Here is a 23,080-nt window from a genome sequence, read left to right as displayed (position 1 = left end):
CCTTCAAAGAAGCCATTGATAAATTGCAATTAGCCTAGATTTAATCTGTAGTTATGGGTTAAGTCAAAAGAAAAACCACCCCGATATATTGGGGTGGCCTTTGCGTGAAAAGCTATTCCATCCGAATAGCCTACTTTTGGTTCCTCAACCGAGTCAGCTAATATTTCTTAATGAATTTTTTGAAGACTGAGGGTTTGCCATTGCCACTCTCAATCCTAAGAATGAAAACACCTTCATTGAATGCTGAGATATCTATCATAAATGGTTCATCAGATTTGTTTACCTGAAATCTTTCAGAAATTTGCCGGTTGACATCGGCTATAGTGATTCTATCACCTTTTTGGACATCCTTAATTTGAATCAGGTCTTTGGCTGGGTTAGGATAAATTCGAACTATTACCGATTGCACAGGCTCGTTAACTGATGTTACTATTAAAGATTGGTCAATAGTACTAACACAGGCATTTGCATCACGGACAGTTACGGTGTAATTACCATTAGCCAAACCACTAAATGTTCCGCTGGTCTGAAAGACCAAACCATCTAGCGAATATTCATACGGACCTGTACCACCTGTCGCAGAAGCGGAAATGGTATTGTCATCTAGCAGTGAAGCAGAAACTACAAGCGCATCAGGCTGGGAGACTGTAATCGCTGTGGTTATTGTGCAATTATTGGCATCCCTTGTGATTACGCTATAACTGCGTGCTGCCAACATGGTAAACTCCGGAGAGCTTTGAAAGCTTGATCCGTCCAATGAGTATTGATATGGTGAGGTGCCTCCCATTGATGTAAGCGTAATTGTGCCGTTGGCCTCATTGTGACAAATAGCATTGGTCGTACTAAAGCTGGTTGTTAATATATTAGGTTCAGTAATATTGACTGTCGTGGTTTCAATACATTCATTGGCATCTTTCAGAGTCAAAGTATAACTGCCAGGGCTTAACCCTTGAAATACCGTTGTTTGAAAATTTGTTCCATCAAGACTATACGAATAGGGTGCTGTACCACCAGAGCCTATTCCGGCAATTTGTCCATCACTAGCCCCATTACAACTGACGTCTACTTGTTCGAACTGTACTTGTAAAGGAGTCGGTTGATTTACTGTGGCGTTCAATTGGATTGAACATCCAAATTGGTCCATAGCAACAATGGTATAAGATCCTGCAACCAGATTTGTAAAACTACCTGAAGACTGAAAATTTGTGCCATCGATGGAATATGTGACACCACTCCATCCTCCAGAAGCATTTACTATAATCGCGCCATTAGACTCACCATGACAAGTGACGTCTGTCACTGTTTGTACAGAACCTGAAAATAGGGGCGGTTCTGTTATGCTGAAATCCCTTGTTGTGGTACAGCCATTTGCGTCCATAATGGTGATGGTATAATCCCCAGGCGATAGACTCCCGAAACTAGCAGGGTTTTGAAAGTTCGTGCCATCAATTGAATATTGATACGGACTCGTGCCTCCTTGTACTTGATCAATAGTGATTACTCCATTGGCATCTCCATTACACGTTATGGGTGTAATAGTTGATGATATAGAAAAAGGAGCTGGCTCACTTAATGTTATGTCTGCAGTATGGGTACAACCATTTGCATCTTGAATTGTAAAAGTGTGAGTTCCTGCCGCTAAGCCTGTGAAGGCCCCACTCGATTGTAAACTACCTCCATTTATTGCGTATTGGTATCCAGGAGTGCCACCTTGTCCTTGTATTGTAATGCCACCAGTCGATGCACCATTACAGTCGATGGGAGTGATCGCAGATTGTACTATGACCAGTGGAGATGGGTCGGTTAGTGTGATTTGCAAAGTGCTCGTACAATTGTTGGCATCTTTAACAGTAACTGAATAGTCGCCCGAGTTAAGGCTACCAAAGGTATTCGAATTTGAGAAATTAGTGCCATCAATACTGTAGGTGTATGGGCCAGTACCACCCGTGGCGAATACATCTATTAACCCATCTGAACTGCCCATACATTTTGGATCTATCTTAGTGTCTTCCAAAAGTGTTAGTGCCGTGGGTGCCCCAACCGTGACTTGCCCTGAAACAGTACAATCATTGGCATCCTTGACTGTAATATCATAATCACCAGTAGCCAGATTATCGAATACATTGGACGCCTGAAAATTTGTCCCATCGATGCTGTACATAAGCGTGCCGGTACCTCCAGTCACATTGATGGTAATTTGGCCGCTGGTACCATCGCTGCACACGTTATCAATGACAGAAGGTGCTCCGCTAAAAGGACTTGGCTCGTTTATAGTGAGGTTAATGTTGGCACTGCAACTGTCGGAGTCTTTGGCTATGATCGTGTAATTCCCAGCACTCAGATTATCAAAAGTAGGAGAGGTCTGAAAGGCGCTTCCATCGATACTGTAGGTGTAATTTCTGGTGTTATTGTCACTCGCTACCACGGTAGCAGAACCATTACTTTCTCCATTACATAGATTGTCCGTTGTGCTTACAGTAAGGGTAATCGGTGGAAGTATACTCATGATATTAGTGTTCACAATGGAGTCATTACCCGAAACGGAGCCTGCAGTAAAGAGGTCTTGGTAAGTGCCAATCTGGTTGTATGAATTACCACCGACTTGTACTGACTGTCCATCACAGAGATTGATCTCCTGATTGAAAACTGAGACACTGTTGATACTTGCAACGAACATGTCTCTGCCTCCTTGCGTGCTCAGTACAGTATTTCCTGGCCCAAATTCGACATCAATTCCACCTTCATGATATCCAGCTACATAAATATTCCCATTCTTTTCAGCTAGTCCTTCTGCGCGATCCAGTAGGCTATTTCCAATAAATCCGTCCGCCCATTGAAAGTTGAGCAAACTGTCATATTTGGCTACAAAGATATCTCGTTCGGCTGAGCTGAATGATACACTATGGGTGTCAGAACCCAGGTCAAAATCATTGTTGCTGTCTTGGCCATTACCAATGATAATATAGTTGTCATTGTCATCTACCGCATGTCTTACTCCAGTGAGTGTACCAGGAGCACCTATGTGATTCATGCTTATCGGCGAACCATTTGACGTGAATTTTACAATGAAAATATCAGTAGTTGAATTTTGAGTGTTGAGGATGGAACTAAAAGGATCCATTCTGACATCGAAAGTGACGTGACCTACACCTGAGACGTTTCCATGGCTATCTATCTCGATAGAATTTATTGTTGAAGGAGAGAAAAGAGAACCGGGCAGATCAGTACGTCTGGTTCTCCTGAACCATTTTAGACTACCTGCTGTATCAAGTTTGGTAATGAAGCCTTTGTTTATAGGATCAAAAGCGGCCGAGAGATTGATGCCTGTGTCAAAGTTTAGATTTTCTCTTAGTATTCCACCTAGATAAAGACCACCATCATTATCCAGCTCTATCTCTTCAATTCTGTTTGCTCCCCCATTTGTGGCTACAGTTTTGGCCCAGTCAATACCTCCAGTGTTATTGAACCTCGCTATGAAGAAGTCTTTGGCATTACCACGTTGTGTAGATTCACCAGCGGATAGGGCTGAACCGAGATTTATCGTATTGGTAAAAGAACCAGCAAGGTAGATAAAACCGTCTTTAGCCTTTATATCAAAGGTTTCCTGAACTCCGGTCCCCTCAATTACGCGACCACCTTGATAGCTACCGTTACTAGTGTCAAAGCCAGCGATGAAACTGGCCGTGGCAGTGTTAGATTCCGTATTCGTCAAAGTGATACTTCCTATGGTCGCTGACCCAATGAGCGTGCCGGTAACAATAATACTCCCACTGCCATTTAGGGCAAGATCAGTACCAGATTCGGCCTCTATTACGGTACTCCACTGGAATACACCGTTCTTATCATATTTGGTTAAATACACGGCCTTGCCACCAACTGGTGAGACATTATTGGTTGCAGTCGTAGGGTTCATATCTATTGTCCCTTCCAACGTACCAATGATATATACATTTTCACTGTCATCGACAGCTAGGTCGCTTACTTCATTTTCGTTTACATTTCCTAAGGATATTCCCCAGTTGAAATAGTTTTGACCCATTAAAGACTGTGTAGTACAGACTAGAAGGATCATATAGATTACTCTTATAATGTAGATATTCTTCATGTCTATTGTTTTGAAAGTGAAAAGGTGAAGTTTCCGGTGATTCCGTCTATGCCACTTCTGACGGAGTTAATTGAAAAGGAGAGAGACAATGTGGTGGCTGAGATTTCCACTATTCTTACCTCAACCCCGTCACTTCTTCTGATAACATCAAGATTAGTCTCATCTATAAATGAAAAAGTGCCTGAAGCTGGCCAGGGGTTACCTCCATTAACGGTGCTGAATGTTCTTTCCGAACTCAGTGTTAACTCAAAATCGCTGAATTGAGCAGTAACGTCAACCGCGTCATTAGTGACTCTTGTGGTTTCCCAAGTAGCCGTCAGTTCTTTTAATCTCTCTTCCTGAGGATTAGGATCATCTTTGCAACCGTAAAAAAGTAGGCCGCTAAACAAAAGTAGGATGCAGCACCAAAGGCGCTTCGTAAAAGTTATAGTCATCATTTCACACAATTTTATTGTGCTTAAGATGACCCATAAGGTTATGGGAAAATGGAATTATTGACGTTGCTACCCCGTTTGTTGATAAGCACCGTTCTTTTTTTGGTAAAGGAGCTTAAGTGCTAGAAAGAAGCTTAAGTAATTGTTCCTTCTTTATTGATATAGGCAGACGAGCGCCTCCCTTCAGGATAAGGTTTCCTTCCGCTTTATCGTACCTACTAACTTCAAGACCATTGATAATATAGGATCGATGTATTCTCAAAAATTGAAATTGAAGTAGCAATGATTCATATTCCTTTAAGTGCCTTGATACAATGATTTTGGAGTCATCTTTGAGATGAAAAGCAGTGTAGCTTCCTTCTGCACTGCAGTACTGAATATCGCTTGTGTCAACAAAGTGGATACTCTCTGCATCTCTTAGGACGATTCTCTTGCCCAACTTATTAGATCGCAATGATTCGTTCAATAACTCTAACTGTTCATGAACTATATTAAAGTCATATTGATTTTTTGCTCTATCAATCGCTTGTTTGAATAGGCTATGATCAAGGGGTTTGACAAGGTAATCGATGGCATTGAACTGAAATGCCTGAACAGCAAAGTGGTTATAAGCCGTGATAAAAATTACATTGGGGTAAGGAGTCCCTATTTTATTCAAAAGGTCAAAACCTGTTCCATCTTCCATTTCAATGTCCAAGAAGATTAGGTCTGGAGCTGCCTTTTTGATTAAAGCCACCCCTTCGTGAACACTAAATGCAGAACCTATGATTTCTATAGGGTAGGGCTCAAGCGCTAGGTAATTCTTAATAATGGCATGAGCATGCTGTTCATCATCAATGATAATCGCTTTCATAAACCGGGAAATGTTAGTGTGATTCTCGTTCCATGAGCTCCAGGAATAATATTAGAGAGATCAGAGATGTCCATAGAGGTTGTCATTCCTGTTTTTCGTTCCCAGAATTTAATCCGCCCTTTGGTCAAGCTCAGCGCTTTGGATTCTTTTAATTCACTCTTTAGGTGCAGGGTTGAATCAATGCCAACACCATTGTCTTCAATCACAAGCTGAATTCCCCTTTGAGTCTCAATAATGTTAATTGTAATCTTATTATTGTCTTTTGATCCTCTGAAACCATGTTCAAGGGAATTCTCCACGAATGGTTGTGTGATTAATGGTGGAATGTAAAAGTTACTTGTGAACAGGTCTTTTGGAGTATTGATTTCAAACTCAAACCGCTCTCCAAACCTCAGTTTTTGTAGAGAAAGGTAGTTCTCCAAAAAGGTCAATTCATCTTCTAGGCTAATGCTCTCCAATTCGGTAAACTCTAGCATTTTTCTCGTAAGTCTTGAAAATTTGGAGAGGTAATCTGCCGTTTCCAGTGGTTTGTGGTTTTCCAAGACGAGCTGTTGAATTGCACTCAACGAGTTAAAGAGAAAATGCGGGCTCAGTTGTGCATTTGATAGTTTTAGTTTGGCAAGTAGTTCATTACTCTTAGCATGATCGACTTTCTGTTTGTAGATAACATAGATCAGACTTATCAAAAGGGCAAAGGCAATTACCGAAATGAGTATTAGCTTATTCTTGCTCCGAATCTGGATGGTTTGATTATTTGCTAATTGTTCCAGGTTTGTGATTTTCTGATTTTTTATTTCGGTGTCAAACTGATACTGTATAGAGTTAATACTATGCAAGTTTTTTGAGCTGAAGATGCTGTCATCCAATACTTTAAATGCTTTGAAGTATTTATAGCTCGTTCGAAAATCTTCCTTTTGGGCGTATAGATCTGAAAGTAACTCTAGTATTACTGCTTCCTGATTTGGTAATACTTTTTCCTGTGTCTTAACTAGTGCTTCTTCTAATTTTTTTTGGGCTGCACTAAGGTTTTCATTTGCCATGTCAACATAAGATCGAGCTATTCTTAATTCTATATAATAGGCGTCATTCTTATCTTCGACTACAAGTGTTTCTGCAAGGTCTATGTAAAAGTTGGCACTGTCTAACTGTCCAAGCTTTGTAAAAACATTGCCAATTTGAAGTGAGATTTCTCTGAGACTGGTGTTTTTATCTCTTTTTGAGATTTTTATAGCTTGCCTGTAATAGTCTAAGGATTTATTGTAATCTAAATCCATGGCGCTTAACTCTGCTAGGCCTAGAAAAGACCAGGTTTTGAGTTGTGCATTATCAACCGAATCGGAATATGCCACCACCTTACCATAATGAATTTTAGCCTCTTCAAAACGGCCCATCGACCTGTTGGTTGAGGCGATGTTTAGTTTGGCATAGTTGGCAAGATTAATATGACCGTATTTGAGGGCCAAGGCATATGCATCAGTGAAAGCCTTCATTGACTTAACAAAGTCCGTTTTATTTCTGTAGATGACCCCAAGGCTATTATGGGACTTTACTAATTCTCTAAATTTTTTCTCGGAGTCTGGGAAACTATTGAGAATCTCTGTACTTCTATGTTCGTAAAGCAGTGCACTGTCATATTGCCCTCGGTTGACCATTAGCTTGCTTAATGAACTGTAGGCAAGCATTTCTCCCACCTTATAATCCACCTTTTTGGAGATTGACAAGGCTGTATCCAAGTATTGCTTCGAAACAATAGGAGACTCATATCGATAAATTGCTCCAAGCATATAATTGAAATAGGCTAACTCGTTTTGATTCCCAAGCTTCAAGGCCAAGTCCTTACCCGCGAAACCAAGCTTCTTGACAGTATCGGCCTTCCCAGAGTTCACAAGGTTTGAAATATCCCTATGCATTCTGGACAATAGTTCCTGCTCATCTATTTCTTGAGCATAGGATAGGTGACTGATAATCAGTAGGGTTAGTGCGGAGAGTATCCAGCGACATGTTTTTCCAAATTCCATCATGTATTGTCCCAATGACTTATCTAGAAGGAATCAATTATAGTTAATCCATTTCAAAGAGCAAATTCTGGTGTACAGAGTTGAGCTCTTGAAAGGTTTTAGAATTGTTTTGTGCTTTGGCCAAAGTCATACCCAGTTCATAGACTTTCAGTGCTTCTTCCTCTTCTTCAAAAGCTTCCAAGAGCTGGCCTGCTTGATAATAGGTGGGGAGATAATCGGCATGATGGGCCAGCAATTCTCGAAAAATTTTTAAGGCTTCTTCCGGTTTGTTAGATAGGTATTCACAGGCCAAACCATAATGATTAAAGGGATCATTTGGCTCTTCTTCGATGTACTTTTTCAGTAAGTCTATTCGGGTTTGATTCATTCGGCCTACTCCGTTTTTATTTACTTGTTTATTGGCTATCTTCGGGGCAAATTTAGGCATCTAGCTTGTCTTTATTCGTCATTTGTCTGATTAACTGCTTTCGAGCTAAACCAGAATGACAATCATACAGTTGATACTAAAATCATTAAACAAGTAAGCATGAACATATTAGTTTGTATCACACATGTTCCTGACACTACTTCACGCATTGCGTTTACCAATGACAACACCGAATTCGATAAGAATGGTGTACAGTTTATCATAGGTCCTTATGATGATTATGCATTGGCAAGAGCTGTTGAGTTGAAAGAGCAGAACGGAGGGAAAATTACAGTATTGAACGTTGGTGAAGCGGATAGCGATCCAACCATTAGAAAAGCTTTGGCAATTGGAGCTGATGAGGCCATTCGTGTGAATGCCTTTCCATCGGATTCATTCTTTGTGGCAAATCAGATTGCGGCTATTGCTAAAGAAGGAGATTATGATTTGATTTTGATGGGTCGTGAGTCTATCGATTTCAACGGAGGTATGGTGCATGGTATGGTTGGAGAGCTGTTGGGATTGCCTTCATTCTCACCAGTGATGCAACTTGAAGTTGAGGGAGGTAATGCAAAGATTACCAGAGAGATAGAAGGGGGTAAAGAGAAGTTAGAAGTCTCGCTACCATTTGTAGCAGGCTGTCAAGAGCCGATCGCTGAGTGGAAGATCCCTAATATGAGAGGAATTATGTCGGCTAGAACCAAACCATTGAATGTGGTTGAGCCTTCAGATGCAACTGTTCATAGCGCGATTTCTGCCTATGAGTTGCCACCAGCAAAAGGAGCGGTGAAAATGATTGATGCCGACAATGTAAGTGAGTTGGTTGACCTATTGAAAAACGAAGCCAAAGTAATCTAAGAGATATGTCAGTTTTAGTATTTATAGAAACAGAAGACGGTAAGATTAAAAAATCTTCAAGAGAAGCTATCTCTTATGGAGCAGCCTTAGGTGATGTTACAGCTTTGGCATTGGGTACAGTAAGTGCTGATGAACTAGCAACTGCAGGGCAGAATGGTGCATTGAAAGTATTACACGTTGCGGACGAAAGGTTAAATGCTGGGCTTATTCAGCCATACGCTGAGGCAATAGCAGCAGCTGCAAATGAAACAGGTGCTGATGTAGTTGTTACTGCTAAGTCTTCCTTGGCAGATGCTGTAGTTGGAAGAGTGTCTATGAAATTAGGTGCTTCTCTAGTATCAAATGTCGTTTCATTGCCTGATACTTCAAATGGTTTTCAGGTGAAGCGAAGCATTTACACAGGTAAAGCTTTCGCAAACGTGAGTATGACTACGGATAAGAAAGTTTTGGCCATTAAGAAGAATGCAGTAGAGATCAAAGAGGATGGCGGATCCGCTTCAGTCGAAGCCTTTAGTGTAAGCCTTGATGATAGCTTGTTTGGTGCAAAAATCACATCGACTGAAAAGGCAGAAGGTGATGTGTTACTTCCAGAAGCTGATATAGTAGTATCAGGAGGACGTGGTCTAAAAGGACCTGAAAACTGGGGGATTATTGAAGACCTCGCGGGTACTTTAGGTGCAGCGACTGGTTGTTCAAAACCAGTATCAGATATGGACTGGAGACCTCACCATGAGCACGTTGGTCAAACTGGTGTGAAGGTAAGTCCGACACTATATGTTGCTGTTGGTATTTCAGGCGCTATTCAGCACTTGGCAGGTGTCAATTCTTCTAAGTATATTGTCGTAATTAATAAAGACGAAGAAGCTCCTTTCTTCAAAGCTGCCGATTATGGTATTGTAGGAGACGCTTTTGATGTCTTACCTAAATTGAATGAGGCGCTGAAAGCGGCACAATAGCTTAGATTTTTTAGCATTGAGTAAGGTACAGATTGAAATTCTTGGGCTTTCTTCAAGCCAGTCCCAAACTACGGGCTCTTTTGCCCTGGTACTAGGTGAGGTCGAAGGAGAAAGAAGACTACCAATTATCATCGGTATGTTTGAGGCGCAAGCGATTGCCCTTGAAATTGAGAAAATAACACCAAATAGACCCATGACACACGACTTGTTTAAGTCGTTTGCTCATGGGTTTAACTTTGAAGTGACAGAGATCATTATCTCCGACCTCAAGGAAGGTGTTTTCTTTGCCAAAATTGTTTGTACGGATGGAATCAAGACAATTGAAGTAGATGCCAGACCGTCAGATGCAATCGCCATTGGTATTCGATTCGAAGTACCTTTTTATACCCATGAATCTGTTTTGGCTGAAGCGGGAATCATTTTGACAGATGAGGAAGAGCTGTTGGAAGAGGAGAGTGAAGAACCTATTCTTGTTTCTAAATCTGATGAAAGACTTCAGGACTTTTCATTAGAAAAGCTAAATGAGATGTTGGATGAGGCATTGAATGCTGAAGATTATGAACGTGCTGCCAAAATCAGAGACGAGATAAATAAGAGAAGTTAATCCTGAAAGGGTTGTAATAGAACGTCATCCTGAATTGATTTCAGGATCTACCGAATTTTGTAAATAAGATTCTGAAACGAGTTCAGAATGACGTCATTTTATTTAATACACCTTTCCATGCCCTAATAAAAATGGATATCATAAGAGCGATTATTGGCCTTTTAGTGTTGATCGGAATAGCCTATTTGCTATCCGGCAATAAAAAGGCCATCAGTTGGCGACTTGTTGGAGTAGGCATTGCTATGCAAGTAGTTATTGCCCTCTTGATTGCAGAAGTGCCCTTTGTCAAGAACATGTTCGACTTCGTCAGTCGGGGTTTTGTATCCTTTTTGAGCTTCGCGCTGAATGGAGCTGAGTTTCTTTATGGTGATTTGGCTAAGAACAGTGACGCTGTGGAGGGAGTAAGCCATAGCTTGGGTTTTCTTTTTGTCTTTCAGGCCCTTCCTACTGTGATTTTCTTTTCTGCGATCACAGCGGGTCTTTATTATTTGGGCATTCTTCAGAAAATCGTTTATGTTTTCGCCTGGGTAATGGCTAAGACGATGCGCTTATCAGGAGCGGAGTCAATGTCTGCTGCGGGTAATGTCTTCCTTGGACAGACGGAAGCCCCGCTGCTCGTCAAACCATTTATTGGTAAAATGACCAAGTCTGAGCTTCTCTGTCTGATGACAGGAGGGATGGCAACTATCGCAGGTTCTGTGCTTGGCGCTTATGTGTCTTTTCTTGGTGGAGGGGATCCAGAACAGCAGGCCAAGTTTGCTACCTATCTTCTGAGTGCTTCAATTATGAATGCACCTGCCGCCATTCTGATGGCTAAGATTTTCCTTCCAGAGCAGGAAGAGGTGGATGAAGAATTAAAAGTGAGCAAAGACCAGATTGGTGTTAATGTAATTGACGCATTGGCGGGTGGAGCGAGCGATGGTTTAAAGCTTGCAGCCAATATTGGTGCAATGCTATTGGCCTTTATTGCAGTGATCTATTCTGTAAACTGGATTCTAGTAGATGGTGTTGGTGAATGGACTGGCCTTAACAGTTTTGTAGTAGAGTCGACTAATGGCGTCTTCGATGGCTTTAGCCTTCAATATATTTTGGGACAGGGTTTTAGACTCTTTGCCTTTGCCATGGGAGTAGACTGGGCTGAGACATTGCAAGTAGGAAGTTTGATAGGGCAAAAGACTGTGATCAATGAATTTGTGGCTTACCTAAGCCTTGCAGAAATGAAAGAGGCAGGCGTCTTGAGTCAAAAGGCCATAGTGATTTCTACTTATGCACTTTGCGGTTTTGCGAACTTTTCATCCATTGCCATTCAAATAGGAGGGATTGGTAGTTTGGCGCCTTCGCGTCAGGGAGATCTTTCTAAACTGGGAATGCGTGCCTTAATGGCTGCAACACTGGCCACTATGATGACGGCTACGATTGCAGGGGCATTGTTTGGGTAATCTTCTCTACCTAGCGCTCAATTGTAGTGAGTGCTGTTTTTATCTTATAAATTATATCTAAGGTGGGTCCGCACTACAAGTGCGAACCAGGGGGAGGCGCAGCAGGGGGAGGATTAATAGTCCCAAGAAACCCCTTGGGTTTTATATACTGCCTAGCGCTCACCTGTCTGCCGTCAGGCAGACTTGTATTGAGTGCTGTTCTTATCTATCACTTGAAGTGTTTTAATTATATAACTAAGGTAGGTCCGCACTACAAGTGCGAACCAGGGGGGAGTACTTAAGAAGGTTAACCTCCTCCGTCCTTCGGACACCCTGCTTGCGGCAGGCAGGCTCCTCCAAGAGGAGGACAGTTTTAGCAATTAGTTCAGCTCACACGATGTAGTATTTCTCTGTCAAATCTACTTTATATCATCAGTAAAATGACCATCATGCTTGCCTTTGGCAAATTTGGCCTGATTGAATTCTTTCGATTTGCCTTTTGGGATTGTAAGACTATTCCAGTCTTTAGATAGCATTCTGCCTACGTAGACAATCTGCCCAATGTGATAGGCATAGTGAGCGAGTTGGCGCAGTGCTGCATCCATAATGCTATGTGCTTGATTGCGGATGTAGACTTTGGTGTCAAAGTTATCTTCATTGACTGAGTCCAAGGCGTTAAAGACACAAGCCCACCCTTCGTTCCATTTATCTAAGAGTTCTTCTTTGGTCTTAATGATAGATTCAAATTCTTGATCCCGATTACGCCATTCCTTCTCCCCATCACTTGTCAAAAAATCTGTCCAACGTGAGAGCATATTGCCCCAAAGATGATTGACAGTGACAGCTATTGAATTACTGTGTTCGTTGTACTCGAAAAAGAGATCATCATCGCTGATTTGGGCGAAGGTTTTTTCACCGAGTGATTTATAGTATTCGAACTGTTTCTTTACTGATTTTAGATTGGTGAGAGACATACTTATGATCGTAAAATGAGTTTTATCGATAAGTTAAATGATTCTTTTATAATAATTTAGACCAGGGACTTTCGCATGACTTTATTTTCATAAGTATTAGTTTCCATTGGGAATAGGGCATTACCAATCCACTGGAACCCATGTTTCTCGTAGAAGGAGATTGCTCTTTGATTTGAAACTAATACCCATAGCCAGATATGTTTTATTCCCCTTGAAACAATCAATTCTTCAACAGCCGCCATGAGCTTTGATCCGACACCTTTTCCACAGAACCAGTCAAGTATGTAAAGTTTATTTAGTTCAGGTGCTTCAAAGTCACCGACAGGACTCGTTTTGTCAAATTCAATTTCCGCTACACCAACAATGTTGTTGTTAAACTCAGCGACTATTATGCACTCAGAATCTTCTATGATAACCTTCTCAATTCTTTGGGGATCAAATTGTACTGTGATAAAGTTGGCAAACTCATCTGAGACTCCCTCAGTGCCGTATGTTTGAATGTATACGGTTTTATAGAGTATTGAGAGCTTCTTACTATCTGAGACTCTGGCCTGTCTAATGACTATTTTGTTTTCCATTTCGATTTTTGAAGTTTATAGACTGCGCAATGACTGCTATCAAAATCACGATGTTCCACAAATTCAAAGCCCATTCGCTCATAGAATCGAATGGCTTTAACATTTGTAACCAATGGATCAATTAGTATCCCTGTCACCTTGGGCGATGCAAAGCACCTTTCAATGGCTTGTCGCATCATTTCTGTCCCATAACCTTTACCCAGGTCATCAGCTTCACCAATCCAGATATCGATGGCTCTTAGGTTCTGATCTACATCGCCCCAGTAATGGGTATCCTCTAAATATGGGTCTATGATTTGAAGAAAGCCCAGAGGTCGTCCATCCAACTCGACCAAGAGTTGCTCTCTCCACGCTGGATATCTTCTGAGCTCATTGGCCCAATCCCAATCGTCATCCGGATCAGCATCAATTACATGTTGTTGCTGATCCCAGTGTAAAAGAATATCTAAATCCTCAATAGTAGCGGTTCGGAAGGTGATCTGATTCATGAAGATGGTTACTCAGTTTTTAGACCTGAAAAGTAAACAAATGGTTGGAAGCTCAATAATAAAAAAGACCAGCACAAGGCTGGTCTTTTTTATTCGATATTTAGAGGGTTTTTAGCCCATAGCAATGTCTTGCTTGGTAAATGGAATCTTGTAGACCCTTCTACCTGTGGCACCCGCAATGGCATTAGCTAATGCGCCACCTGCTGGTGGGAGAGAAGGCTCACCTAGTCCTGTTGGATCATTCAAGCTTTCTACAAAGTGGACATCCACTTTTGGAGCCTCTTTTGATCTGATCAATCTGAACTTGTCAAAATTCGCTGCCTGAGGAGCTCCATCCACAAAGGCAAAGTCTCCGTACATGGCATGGCCAATTCCATCAACTACACCACCTTGAATCTGGTTAATTGCCGCTTCAGGATTAATGATAATTCCACAGTCGACCGCAGCGGTCATTTTCGTGATTTTCGGTTGCCCATTTTCGGTGGTTACATCGGCTACTTCCGCCACGTAGGTATTATGTGAATAGTAGCAGCTAAAACCCTTGCTTACGCCAGCTTCAGGGTTGCTCCAATTGCCTTTTTCTGCTGCCAGTTTGATCACTCCAATCATTTTTTCAGGATCGTAGTCGATCTCACCCACTGGGTTAGACTTCGCTCTTTCCAGTATGTCTAATCGTACTTGTACGGCATCGAGGTTCATCTCTTTTGCGAGTTCATCGAAGAAGCTTTGTTCAGCGATCGCCAGGAAGTTGGTGATCGGTGCACGCCACGCCCCCGTAGTGATATTACTATTCAGGTTGTGAGATTCTATTTTATAGTTTTCGATTCCGCCAGCTGGGAACCAGTTTTCTCTTGTTGAATTACCCATTTGAATACCGGCACCGGTTAAGTAATAGCCTGTAATCTTACCGTCCTTGTAGGCAGCTCTAAACTTGTATTTTGAAGCCGGCCTGTAGGTACCGGCCATCATGTCATCCTCTCTGGAGAATTGTACCTTCACTGGCTTTCTGATCTTATCAGAAATAGCAGCGGCTTCTAGTGCAAAATCTCCGTAGAGCCTACGGCCAAAGCCTCCACCCATACGGGTCATTTCGCAGCTAATCGTAGCGCGATCTCTTTTTAGTATCCCAGCAACTCTTCCTTGTGTCCAGTCCGGTGTTTGGGTTGGACCTGCCAACTCAACCTTATCATCAGTTACATTGGCGAAGAAGTTCATGGGTTCTAAGGTGTTGTGGGGTAGGAAAGGTGCTTCATAAGTTCTTTCCAATGTTCCATCAGCATCTGCGAAAGCTTTCTTAATGTCGCCATCAGATCTTTTGAGCGATTCACTGTTGGATACATTCAGCAATCTGTTCAATTCACGATCGTGATTCGTAGTGCTTTCAAGCTTAGAAGATCTTTCCCATTCGGCCTGCAAGGCTTTTTTGCCTTTAAAGGCAGCCCAAGTATTTGTGGCGATAACAGCAATTTTTTCACCTCTAATTTCTCTTTGGTCTGGTCTTTCGTTGTCGTCAAAAGTGATCACATCTAAAACGCCATTGACTTTTCTGGCCTCACTATCGTCAAAAGACTTCAATTTAGTTCCGAAAGCCGGTGGTCTCATCACAGCAGCATAAACCATTCCTTCGGCAGTATAATCAACCCCGAAAAGTGGCTTGCCGGTAACAATATCATCCATATCGACATTGGTTTTGCTCTTACCAATGATTTTAAAATTCTTAGGGTCCTTTAATGGCACTTCCTCCGGAATGGTTTCTCCTACTGCCTTGGATGCTAACTCCCCATAAGAGAGTTTTTTCCTTCCGTTCATTACATAGCCATCCTTGGTCGTGAGTCCGGCTGCATCAACTCCCCACTCTTTGGCGGCTGTATTGATCATCAATTGCCTTGTGGTAGCACCAACCATTCTCAGACTGGCCCATCCTTGACGAATGGACTGGCTACCGCCCGCCACTTGCCTTTGAAAGGAGATGCTGTTCAATGGTGCTTGTTTTACGATTACATCTTCCCAGGCAATGTCTAGCTCTTCAGCTATGATCATCGGCATGGATGTTTTCACATTTTGACCAATCTCAGGGTTAGGAGACATTATGGTTACCTGACCATTGTCTGCAATGGAAAGGAAGGCATTCATATCGAACCACTCTTTTGGTGCGGCCTTTTCCGCTTCCATCGGGTTACAACCCCAAGAAAAGCCTATCATTAAGCCACCGCCCGCTAGCGCTGAGGCCTTCAAGAATGATCTTCTGTTGACTTGTGTTTTTACTATCGTCATCTCTTCAGTCTTTAAGGTTATAGTTGCTCAGCAGCCGTAGAAATGGCAGCCTTGATTTTATTGTAAGTCCCACATCGGCAAATGTTGCCATGTGTTGCATCTTCTATTTCCTGATAAGAAGGGTTAGAATTCTTGTTGAGCAGTGCAGCAGCGTTCATGATTTGACCTGCCTGGCAATAGCCACACTGTGGTACATCATGTTCTTTCCAAGCTTCTTGAAGAGGATGATCTCCTTTTTCGGAGAGCCCTTCGATGGTAGTGATATCACTTTCACCAACAGCCGAAACAGGAATCTGGCAAGACCTTACGGCATTACCATTAAGGTGAACCGTGCATGCACCACATTGGCCAATACCACAGCCGAACTTGGTGCCTTTCATATCGAGCTCATCTCTGAGTACCCAGAGCATTGGGGTATCAGCGTCTGCTTCTACAGCGCGAGCCTTTCCGTTGATTTTTATATTATATGATGCCATAATGGATTGATTCTGTTTTGAAGATTAATATACTGTTATTCGTTTCAACTTCATAGTTGAAATAGAGTAGTGGTTATATCACTAATTGATCTGTCATCTTTTAATTCTTGATTATACCAAATTGTGCTTTTTGAGTGGAAGCTCTCGCACTCTTTGCCCAGTAGCCTGATAAACAGCATTGATAAGCGCTGGAAAAAGAATCGGATACGATGGTTCTCCCAAACCTTGAGGAGCTTCTTCACTATTAATAAAATGAACATCCACCTCAGGTGATTCGGTCATTCTAAGCTTTTCATACCGATCGAAGTTCTGTCCAATGGGTGCACCATTCTGTAATTCTAACGACTCATAAAGTGCAGCGCTAATGGCATCCGTGATACCTCCTTGTACCTGCGCATTGGCCCCAACTGGATTGATTACCCTTCCGCAATCAACAGCAATATTCACTTTGTCTATCTTGATCTTACCATCCACAAGACTAACGTCAACAATGCAGGCTACATAGCTGCCAAAGACCATTTGCGCAGCAAAACCCTGATAAGAGCCCTCTCCCCAGCCGGATTTATCTCTGACGAGTTCAATTACATTTCTTAGGCGTACTGTATTATAGGTAGGTCCTCCATGATCGTCATATGGCATATCCCTGTCTTCTGTTCCTATTAGGTTTAGTTGGAATTCAATGGGATCTATTCCAGCCTTTTCAGCCAACTCGTCCATAAAACTCTGATAGGCATATGTGGTCGCATTGACCCCTGGGGTTCTTAAAGCCCCAACAGGAATATTAGACTTAAGGGGACTGTAGGTTACTTTGAAGTTTGGAACCATGCCTGCAGGTTGTTGGTCTGGAAAAGCTTCGGTTCCATGCGCAGGGGTAGACTGTCTATATAGGTAGCGGGATGTGGTACATATATTCACTTCCATGGCCTCAATACCCTTATCAGATAAAGCTGCTTTGAAATGGTAGGCACCCGCTGGGCGGTAATAGTCTGATAAGAAATCGGACTCTCTCGTCCATACTAGCTTGACGGGTTTTTGAATCTTTTGCGATATGATGACTGCCTCATTCGCATAATCATTCAATAATCGTCTGCCGAATCCTCCTCCAATTCGGGTGAACTTCATTTGGATTTGTTCTCGAGGAACGCCAGTAATATTACTTGCAGATGCTGCAGCGCTTCCCGGAGTCTGTGTCGGACCGATTAATATGACCTTATCTTTTTGAACATCGGCTATGAAATTCATGGGCTCCATTTGGCTGTGGCTGATAAAGGGTACATGATATTTTGCCTCTATCAACTCATCAGTATTTCTGAAAATATTGCTGACATTCCCTTCATCCTTCAAGGTTGTGCTTTTAGAAGATGCGCCTTGATCTAGTGCCCTTTTCAATTGTTCATTTGAGGCGATGAATCCCTTTGGCGAAGTCCATTCTGCTTTGACGAGCCCCTTTGCTTTAAAAGCTGCCCATTGGTTCTCTGCAACAATGGCTATGCCGCCAAGCCCATTTGCAGGGTTATCGGATTGATTGATTTCGAAAACATCAATGACTCCAGTCACCTTCTTTGCTTCTGAGGCGTCAATACTCACTGCCTTAGAACCGAAGACTTGTGGTTTCAATATGGTGGCATAAACCATTCCCTCAATTTCTTGGTCAATACCATATAAAGCTTGGCCAGTTACAATTTCCTTTAAGTCAACATCTGGCTGAGACTTTCCAATGATGTCAAATTGACTAGGGTCTTTTAGAGGTGGGTCTTCATTTAGTTCTAATTGAGCAGCTGCTTCAGCTAAGTGTCCATAGTGGAGACGTTTACTGGCATGCATGACAAAACCGTCCGCTGTTTTACAATCTGATGGCTGCACTTCCCACTGGTCAGCTGCTGCTCTGATGAGTACATCTTTTACGGCAGCTCCGGCTTTTCTGAGGTTTTCATAGTTCGTCTTGACACCTGTACTTCCACCGGCAAACTGGGAGCCCAGACGGCCGTCCAATTCTGCCTGTTCCACCTTGACCTTCTTCCATGGAATGTCTAACTCTTCCGCGAGTATCATGGGCAATGATGTTTTTACACCCTGCCCAATGTCCGGGTTCTTGGCTCTAAGGGTTACAGTTCCGTCTCCGTTGATTAGAATGAATGCGTTGATCTCGAGATTGACGAAATCAGGGTTTTCAGGTAGGCTGTCACACCCAGACAGATTAAAGCCCAGCATTAAACCGCCACCTGCGATTCCTGTTAGCTTAAGAAAGCCCCTGCGAGATGTTGTTAATTGCTCTTTCATTCCGTAACTCCTTCCTTAGCCGCTCTGTATATGGCCTTCTTAATTCGGGGATAGGTTCCACATCGACAAATGTTACCAGACATCCACTGGTGAATGTCTTCTTCGGAAGGGTTCTCTACTTTAGATAAAAAAGAAGCAGCAGACATTATTTGTCCGGCTTGACAATAGCCACACTGAGGTACATTTTCTTCCATCCATGCCAATTGAACCGGGTGATTTCCGTCTTCCGACAGCCCCTCGATGGTGATAATTTCAGCATTGCCGATAGAGGAAATGCGTAGTGAGCAAGATCTTGCCGCATTACCATTTAAGTGAACTGTACAAGCCCCACATTGACCAATACCACAGCCAAATTTGGTTCCCTTCATTTTGAGTTGATCTCTTAGAATCCAAAGTAGTGGAGTATCGGCTTCGGCTTCTACGGAGAGTGACTTGCCGTTAACCTTTATATCATATGATGGCATAGCAGAATAATTAGTAACTAATTTCAATAGAAGATAAGCCCTAATACGCCAAAATCATAGATGATAATCGTGAGTGGGGTTGATGTTTATATTTCATAGACGAAAAGCTCGGTTTTCTCGATGAAAGTATAGGGCAATAGAAAGTATGTAAAAACTGGTTTTCTATTATAAAACTTTGATCCACAGTCTTTACAAGTCACTTTTTTGACTGATGATATCAGAAAAATGCTTTGTACACCAGAATGCAAATAGTGTGTTTTTCATTCGTTAACTTGGTATCGATTTCACCTAAATACAATACTATGAATCAACCTAAGCATGCCAAGTGGGCAGGAGTTTTTGTACTACTCCTGTCGCTCAGTTTCACAGTATACGCACAAGAAAACAGACCCCTACGTAACATCCTTTCTGACATCATGTCTGAGTCAGAATCCTACGAAGAGTATAAGGTAATTAAGACTTCTAAGCTGTTGAATTTCAGGACGGCCATGATAGACAGTATTAGTGCCTATCAGCTGCAAATCAAGAACCTTGAGATGTCATCCATCGAAACAAAGGCCGAACTTAAGACTATTCAAACTGAGTTCGATCTGATCAAAGAGAAGCTGCAAATCAGCGAAGACCAAAACGCGAAGATTGGATTTTTAGGATTATCAGTGAAAAAAGGATTTTACAATGCCCTTGTATGGTCACTCATCGCCTTATTAGCCACTATTGTCGTGGTGGTTTATACACGTATCAAGCATGTATGTAGTGTGGTAAAACGCGTTAAATCAGCCTACTCGAAAATTGTAGAAGAGTATCGGCATCAGCGTTTTCAGGCTACTGAAAAGCAAATCACGCTTAGAAGAGAATTACAAACTGCTCTCAATAGACTTGAGTCTTTGGAGAGTGGGGTAGAACAATAAAAGTAAAGATCATTAGTAGTGTCGAAGATGCAGCTAATCCCTGCATCAAAAAAGCCTGTTCGGACGGAACGGGCTTTTTTTTAGAATATATCTATCAGTCTCTTCCACAATTCATCTTGATAAGTAAAAGGTACTAGGTCATTTTGAGGGTTATCACCCATTCGAATCATCACAACTCCCAGACTTGGGACAACATTAATAAGTTGTCCATTACGACCCATCGCAGCAAACATGTCAGGTGGCGCATTAGGGGTAATACTTCCATTAAAACTGGTTTGGAGACCAGGAATCTTAAAGGAGCTCTTACCGTTGAGCCAGGTAAGGTAGCCATAGGCTGGATTCAGAGACTGTGTGCTGTTCGTCATTGCCGAGAAATAGGCATCATTACTTAAAATGGGGTCATCTTGCCAAGTGCCTTTGTTCAGCAGGAGTAAACCAAACCTGGCCATACTTCGGGCATTGCTTACAAATATATTGTTGAAACCAAACTTGAGCCATGTGCCTTGCATGCCTACTTTGTCTAATACTCTATTGGCAGTAAAGTTATTGTAGCTCTCACCACTGACCGAGGCAATTACATCTCCCAGTTTTGTGTAAGGTCCATTGTGATATGCCCAGCGATTATTAGGTGTGGTAAGAAATTTTAGACAATCGGGATCTGTACAATTAGGGTCTGCGACACGGTCATCCAAGCCTGTAGTCATCGTTAGGTGATTAATGATTTGAATACTCGATTCTTGTTCTAGGGTAAGTGATGTCCAAGCCAGATCTAGATGATTGTTACTGGCTTCTCGGATACTGAGTAGGCCTTCTTCTTCTGCTATGCCTGTCAGTAGGGCCGTGAAGGTTTTTGCCGCTGAAAACCATGGGAGGTTATCAGTCGGGCTTGTATCCTGAAAGTACTCCTCGATTGCTATTTTTCCATCTTTAAGGAGAATAAATGCTTTTGTGTTTGTGGTCGCTAAATACTCGCTGAGTGTGGCAATAGCCTCTTCATTCCATGCCAGTTCAGCAGTATTTACCGTTTCCCAAGAGGTGGTGGCAGGAGGGAAGTATATCACAGGGTCATTACCCTCAGGGGCGTCATCCTTAGGATCACAGTTAGTCAAGAGTATCAGTGTTACGAGTGTGACTAACTGTTTTAGATAAGACCGCATGATGCTTTGACACTTAAAACGCCTTATTGTTTAAATGGCAATAAAAAAGGCCCGTTAACCGGGCCTTTTTCAATATTCATTCTAAAAGAGATTACTTATAATCTTCTCTGGGCTTTGGTGCACCTGCCATGATCTCCTCATTGGCATAAGACTCAAACTTACTAAAGTTGTTCTGGAACATTCTAGCCAACTTGTTTGACGTTTCGTAGAAACCATCATCATTCTTCCAAGTCTCTCTTGCGCTTAAGATTTCACTTGGAACATCTGGACAAGTCATTGGAATTTCAGCACCAAAAATTGAGTGTTTTCTGTAGCCAACGTTGTCCAATACACCTGAAAGTGCTGCAGAAATCATAGCTCTGGTATATCTCAGTTTAATTCTTGAACCAACGCCATAAGGGCCTCCTGTCCAGCCTGTGTTGATTAACCAGACATTAACTGAGTGTTCTTCCATTTTCTTACCCAACATTTCCGCATACTCGGTAGGGTGGAGTGGCATAAATGGCGCACCGAAACATGCTGAGAATACAGGTTGAGGCTCAGTGACACCAGCTTCAGTACCTGCTACTTTTGAGGTGTAGCCCGAAATGAAGTGATACATGGCCTGTCCTTTATTCAATCTCAAGATGGGAGGCATCACACCAAAGGCATCACAAGTCAGGAAGAAAATATTCTTCGGAATCCCGCCAATAGATGGTTCAGCAATATTGTTGATATGATGAAGCGGGTAGGAGACACGTGTGTTTTCCGTTACCTCAGTATTAGTATAGTCAACATTTCTGGTGCCCGGGTGGAACCTGGTGTTTTCTACAATTGCTCCATACTTTATAGCTCTATATATATCTGGTTCGTTTTCTTCCGTTAGGTCGATCGCTTTAGCATAACAACCACCTTCAAAGTTGAAAACGTTTTTAGATGTCCAGCCATGCTCGTCATCACCGATCAATAGTCTATTTGGGTCTGCTGAAAGAGTCGTTTTTCCAGTTCCTGAGAGACCAAAGAATACCGCAGTATCTCTTTTCTTAATGCCCATGTTAGATGAACAGTGCATTGGCAGTACACCATCTTCAGTCGGTAATAGGAAGTTCAGAACCGAGAAGATACCTTTTTTCATCTCACCAGAGTACTCAGTTCCTCCGATAAGGATCATTCTCTTGGTGAAGTTTACAATAGCAAAATTGTCTTGTCTGGTACCGTCCGTAGCAGGATCTGCTTTGAACTCTGGGCAACAAATGATCGTGAAATTAGGATCGAAGTCAGGAAGCTTATATGCCTCAGGTCGGATAAACATGTTATAGCAGAAGAGATTGTGCCATGCCATGGTGTTAACGACTCTTAATTTAAGTCGATGAGTTTTATCAGCTCCAGCGTAAGCATCTCTTACATAAACTTTGCGATCCTCAAGATGAGCAATCATCTTCTTGTATATCTTATCGAAAGACTCAGGAGAAATTCCAATATTGATATCACCCCACCAGACCTTTTCTTCTGTTGACTCATCTCTAACAATGAATCTGTCTTTAGGTGAACGTCCTGTGAATTTCCCAGTGTCGCACATCAGTGCGCCTGTATCTGTCAAATTTCCTTCACCGTTTTTGATGGCCTCTTCGATCAGTTCGGTAGGCCCAAGGTTCCAGTGTGCTTCTTTAACTTTGATTCCGGCTGTTTCAAGCCCAGCCTTATTGGATTTTATTCCAGTTTCTAGCATGATTTTTGGTTAATTTTCTCTCTTTGTGAAAACGATTGCAAAGGTAAGTATTGCGAATGTAAATACCTTTTAAATGAACCTGAAATAAGCCTTAATGTTCGACTTTTTGATCAGTGGAACC

General features: G+C 42.1%; 19 protein-coding genes. 5 read left to right on the top strand and 14 right to left on the bottom strand.

What is annotated here, in order from left to right:
* Nucleotides 1-157: 157 nt before the first annotated feature.
* The 5 genes from BFP97_RS06975 to BFP97_RS06955 form a co-directional block, all read right to left on the bottom strand.
* Nucleotides 158-4,105 carry a T9SS type A sorting domain-containing protein gene (locus BFP97_RS06975; protein ID WP_069841723.1) on the bottom strand — a complete coding sequence of 1,316 codons (3,948 nt, stop codon included), beginning with the start codon at nt 4,103-4,105 and terminating at the stop codon, nt 158-160.
* A gap of 2 nt (nt 4,106-4,107) precedes the next feature.
* Complete coding sequence (locus BFP97_RS06970; RefSeq protein WP_139135216.1) at nt 4,108-4,542, bottom strand: hypothetical protein; 435 nt, start codon at nt 4,540-4,542, stop codon at nt 4,108-4,110.
* A gap of 112 nt (nt 4,543-4,654) precedes the next feature.
* Complete coding sequence (locus BFP97_RS06965; RefSeq protein WP_069841721.1) at nt 4,655-5,392, bottom strand: LytR/AlgR family response regulator transcription factor; 738 nt, start codon at nt 5,390-5,392, stop codon at nt 4,655-4,657.
* Entirely contained in the window at nt 5,389-7,413 is a 2,025-nt protein-coding gene (locus BFP97_RS06960) for a histidine kinase (protein ID WP_069841720.1), read from the bottom strand. Before BFP97_RS06960 ends, BFP97_RS06965 begins: the two co-directional genes overlap by 4 nt.
* Nucleotides 7,414-7,453: 40 nt before the next feature.
* Nucleotides 7,454-7,837 (bottom strand): tetratricopeptide repeat protein, encoded by a 384-nt coding sequence (locus BFP97_RS06955; protein ID WP_255399387.1) that lies wholly within the window; start codon nt 7,835-7,837, stop codon nt 7,454-7,456.
* A 99-nt stretch (nt 7,838-7,936) separates the two neighbouring features.
* Between BFP97_RS06955 and BFP97_RS06950 the strand changes: the two genes are divergently transcribed.
* The 4 genes from BFP97_RS06950 (at nt 7,937) to BFP97_RS06935 (ending at nt 11,673) form a co-directional block, all read left to right on the top strand.
* Nucleotides 7,937-8,674, top strand: coding sequence for an electron transfer flavoprotein subunit beta/FixA family protein (locus tag BFP97_RS06950; RefSeq protein ID WP_069841719.1), 738 nt, complete (start codon nt 7,937-7,939; stop codon nt 8,672-8,674).
* Between the two features lie 5 nt (nt 8,675-8,679).
* A complete protein-coding gene (locus tag BFP97_RS06945) occupies nt 8,680-9,630 on the top strand; it encodes an electron transfer flavoprotein subunit alpha/FixB family protein (protein WP_069841718.1) in 951 nt (316 codons plus the stop codon).
* A gap of 16 nt (nt 9,631-9,646) precedes the next feature.
* On the top strand, nt 9,647-10,234 hold the full coding sequence (locus BFP97_RS06940; protein ID WP_069841717.1) for a bifunctional nuclease family protein: 588 nt from the start codon (nt 9,647-9,649) through the stop codon (nt 10,232-10,234).
* Between the two features lie 131 nt (nt 10,235-10,365).
* On the top strand, nt 10,366-11,673 hold the full coding sequence (locus BFP97_RS06935; RefSeq protein ID WP_069841716.1) for a NupC/NupG family nucleoside CNT transporter: 1,308 nt from the start codon (nt 10,366-10,368) through the stop codon (nt 11,671-11,673).
* Nucleotides 11,674-12,071: 398 nt separating this feature from the next.
* Here BFP97_RS06935 and BFP97_RS06930 read toward each other — a convergent pair whose 3' ends face one another.
* From BFP97_RS06930 to BFP97_RS06900, 7 genes are all read right to left on the bottom strand, one after another.
* Entirely contained in the window at nt 12,072-12,626 is a 555-nt protein-coding gene (locus BFP97_RS06930; protein WP_069841715.1) for a DUF1572 family protein, read from the bottom strand.
* A 56-nt stretch (nt 12,627-12,682) separates the two neighbouring features.
* Nucleotides 12,683-13,204, bottom strand: a complete 522-nt coding sequence (locus BFP97_RS06925) for a GNAT family N-acetyltransferase (protein ID WP_069841714.1) — start codon at nt 13,202-13,204, stop codon at nt 12,683-12,685.
* Nucleotides 13,189-13,692, bottom strand: coding sequence for a GNAT family N-acetyltransferase (locus BFP97_RS06920; protein ID WP_069841713.1), 504 nt, complete (start codon nt 13,690-13,692; stop codon nt 13,189-13,191). Before BFP97_RS06920 ends, BFP97_RS06925 begins: the two co-directional genes overlap by 16 nt.
* Nucleotides 13,693-13,803: 111 nt before the next feature.
* A complete protein-coding gene (locus BFP97_RS06915) occupies nt 13,804-15,966 on the bottom strand; it encodes a xanthine dehydrogenase family protein molybdopterin-binding subunit (RefSeq protein ID WP_069841712.1) in 2,163 nt (720 codons plus the stop codon).
* 17 nt (nt 15,967-15,983) lie between these two features.
* Nucleotides 15,984-16,442 carry a (2Fe-2S)-binding protein gene (locus BFP97_RS06910; protein WP_069841711.1) on the bottom strand — a complete coding sequence of 153 codons (459 nt, stop codon included), beginning with the start codon at nt 16,440-16,442 and terminating at the stop codon, nt 15,984-15,986.
* A 111-nt stretch (nt 16,443-16,553) separates the two neighbouring features.
* Complete coding sequence (locus tag BFP97_RS06905; protein ID WP_069841710.1) at nt 16,554-18,722, bottom strand: xanthine dehydrogenase family protein molybdopterin-binding subunit; 2,169 nt, start codon at nt 18,720-18,722, stop codon at nt 16,554-16,556.
* Nucleotides 18,719-19,186, bottom strand: coding sequence for a (2Fe-2S)-binding protein (locus tag BFP97_RS06900; RefSeq protein WP_069841709.1), 468 nt, complete (start codon nt 19,184-19,186; stop codon nt 18,719-18,721). The genes BFP97_RS06905 and BFP97_RS06900 overlap by 4 nt, the downstream gene beginning before the upstream one ends.
* 302 nt (nt 19,187-19,488) lie before the next feature.
* Between BFP97_RS06900 and BFP97_RS06895 the strand changes: the two genes are divergently transcribed.
* Nucleotides 19,489-20,094, top strand: a complete 606-nt coding sequence (locus tag BFP97_RS06895; RefSeq protein ID WP_069841708.1) for a hypothetical protein — start codon at nt 19,489-19,491, stop codon at nt 20,092-20,094.
* Between the two features lie 80 nt (nt 20,095-20,174).
* On the opposite strand, the gene BFP97_RS06890 is transcribed toward BFP97_RS06895, so the two are convergent.
* On the bottom strand, nt 20,175-21,251 hold the full coding sequence (locus BFP97_RS06890; RefSeq protein WP_069841707.1) for a serine hydrolase domain-containing protein: 1,077 nt from the start codon (nt 21,249-21,251) through the stop codon (nt 20,175-20,177).
* Nucleotides 21,252-21,342: 91 nt separating this feature from the next.
* Nucleotides 21,343-22,959, bottom strand: coding sequence for a phosphoenolpyruvate carboxykinase (ATP) (gene pckA / locus BFP97_RS06885; protein WP_069841706.1), 1,617 nt, complete (start codon nt 22,957-22,959; stop codon nt 21,343-21,345).
* Nucleotides 22,960-23,080: the final 121 nt, after the last annotated feature.

Origin of the sequence: Roseivirga sp. 4D4 (assembly GCF_001747095.1) — a bacterium.
GTDB lineage: Bacteria > Bacteroidota > Bacteroidia > Cytophagales > Cyclobacteriaceae > Roseivirga.
This window is presented reverse-complemented; position numbering and strand designations above follow the sequence as displayed.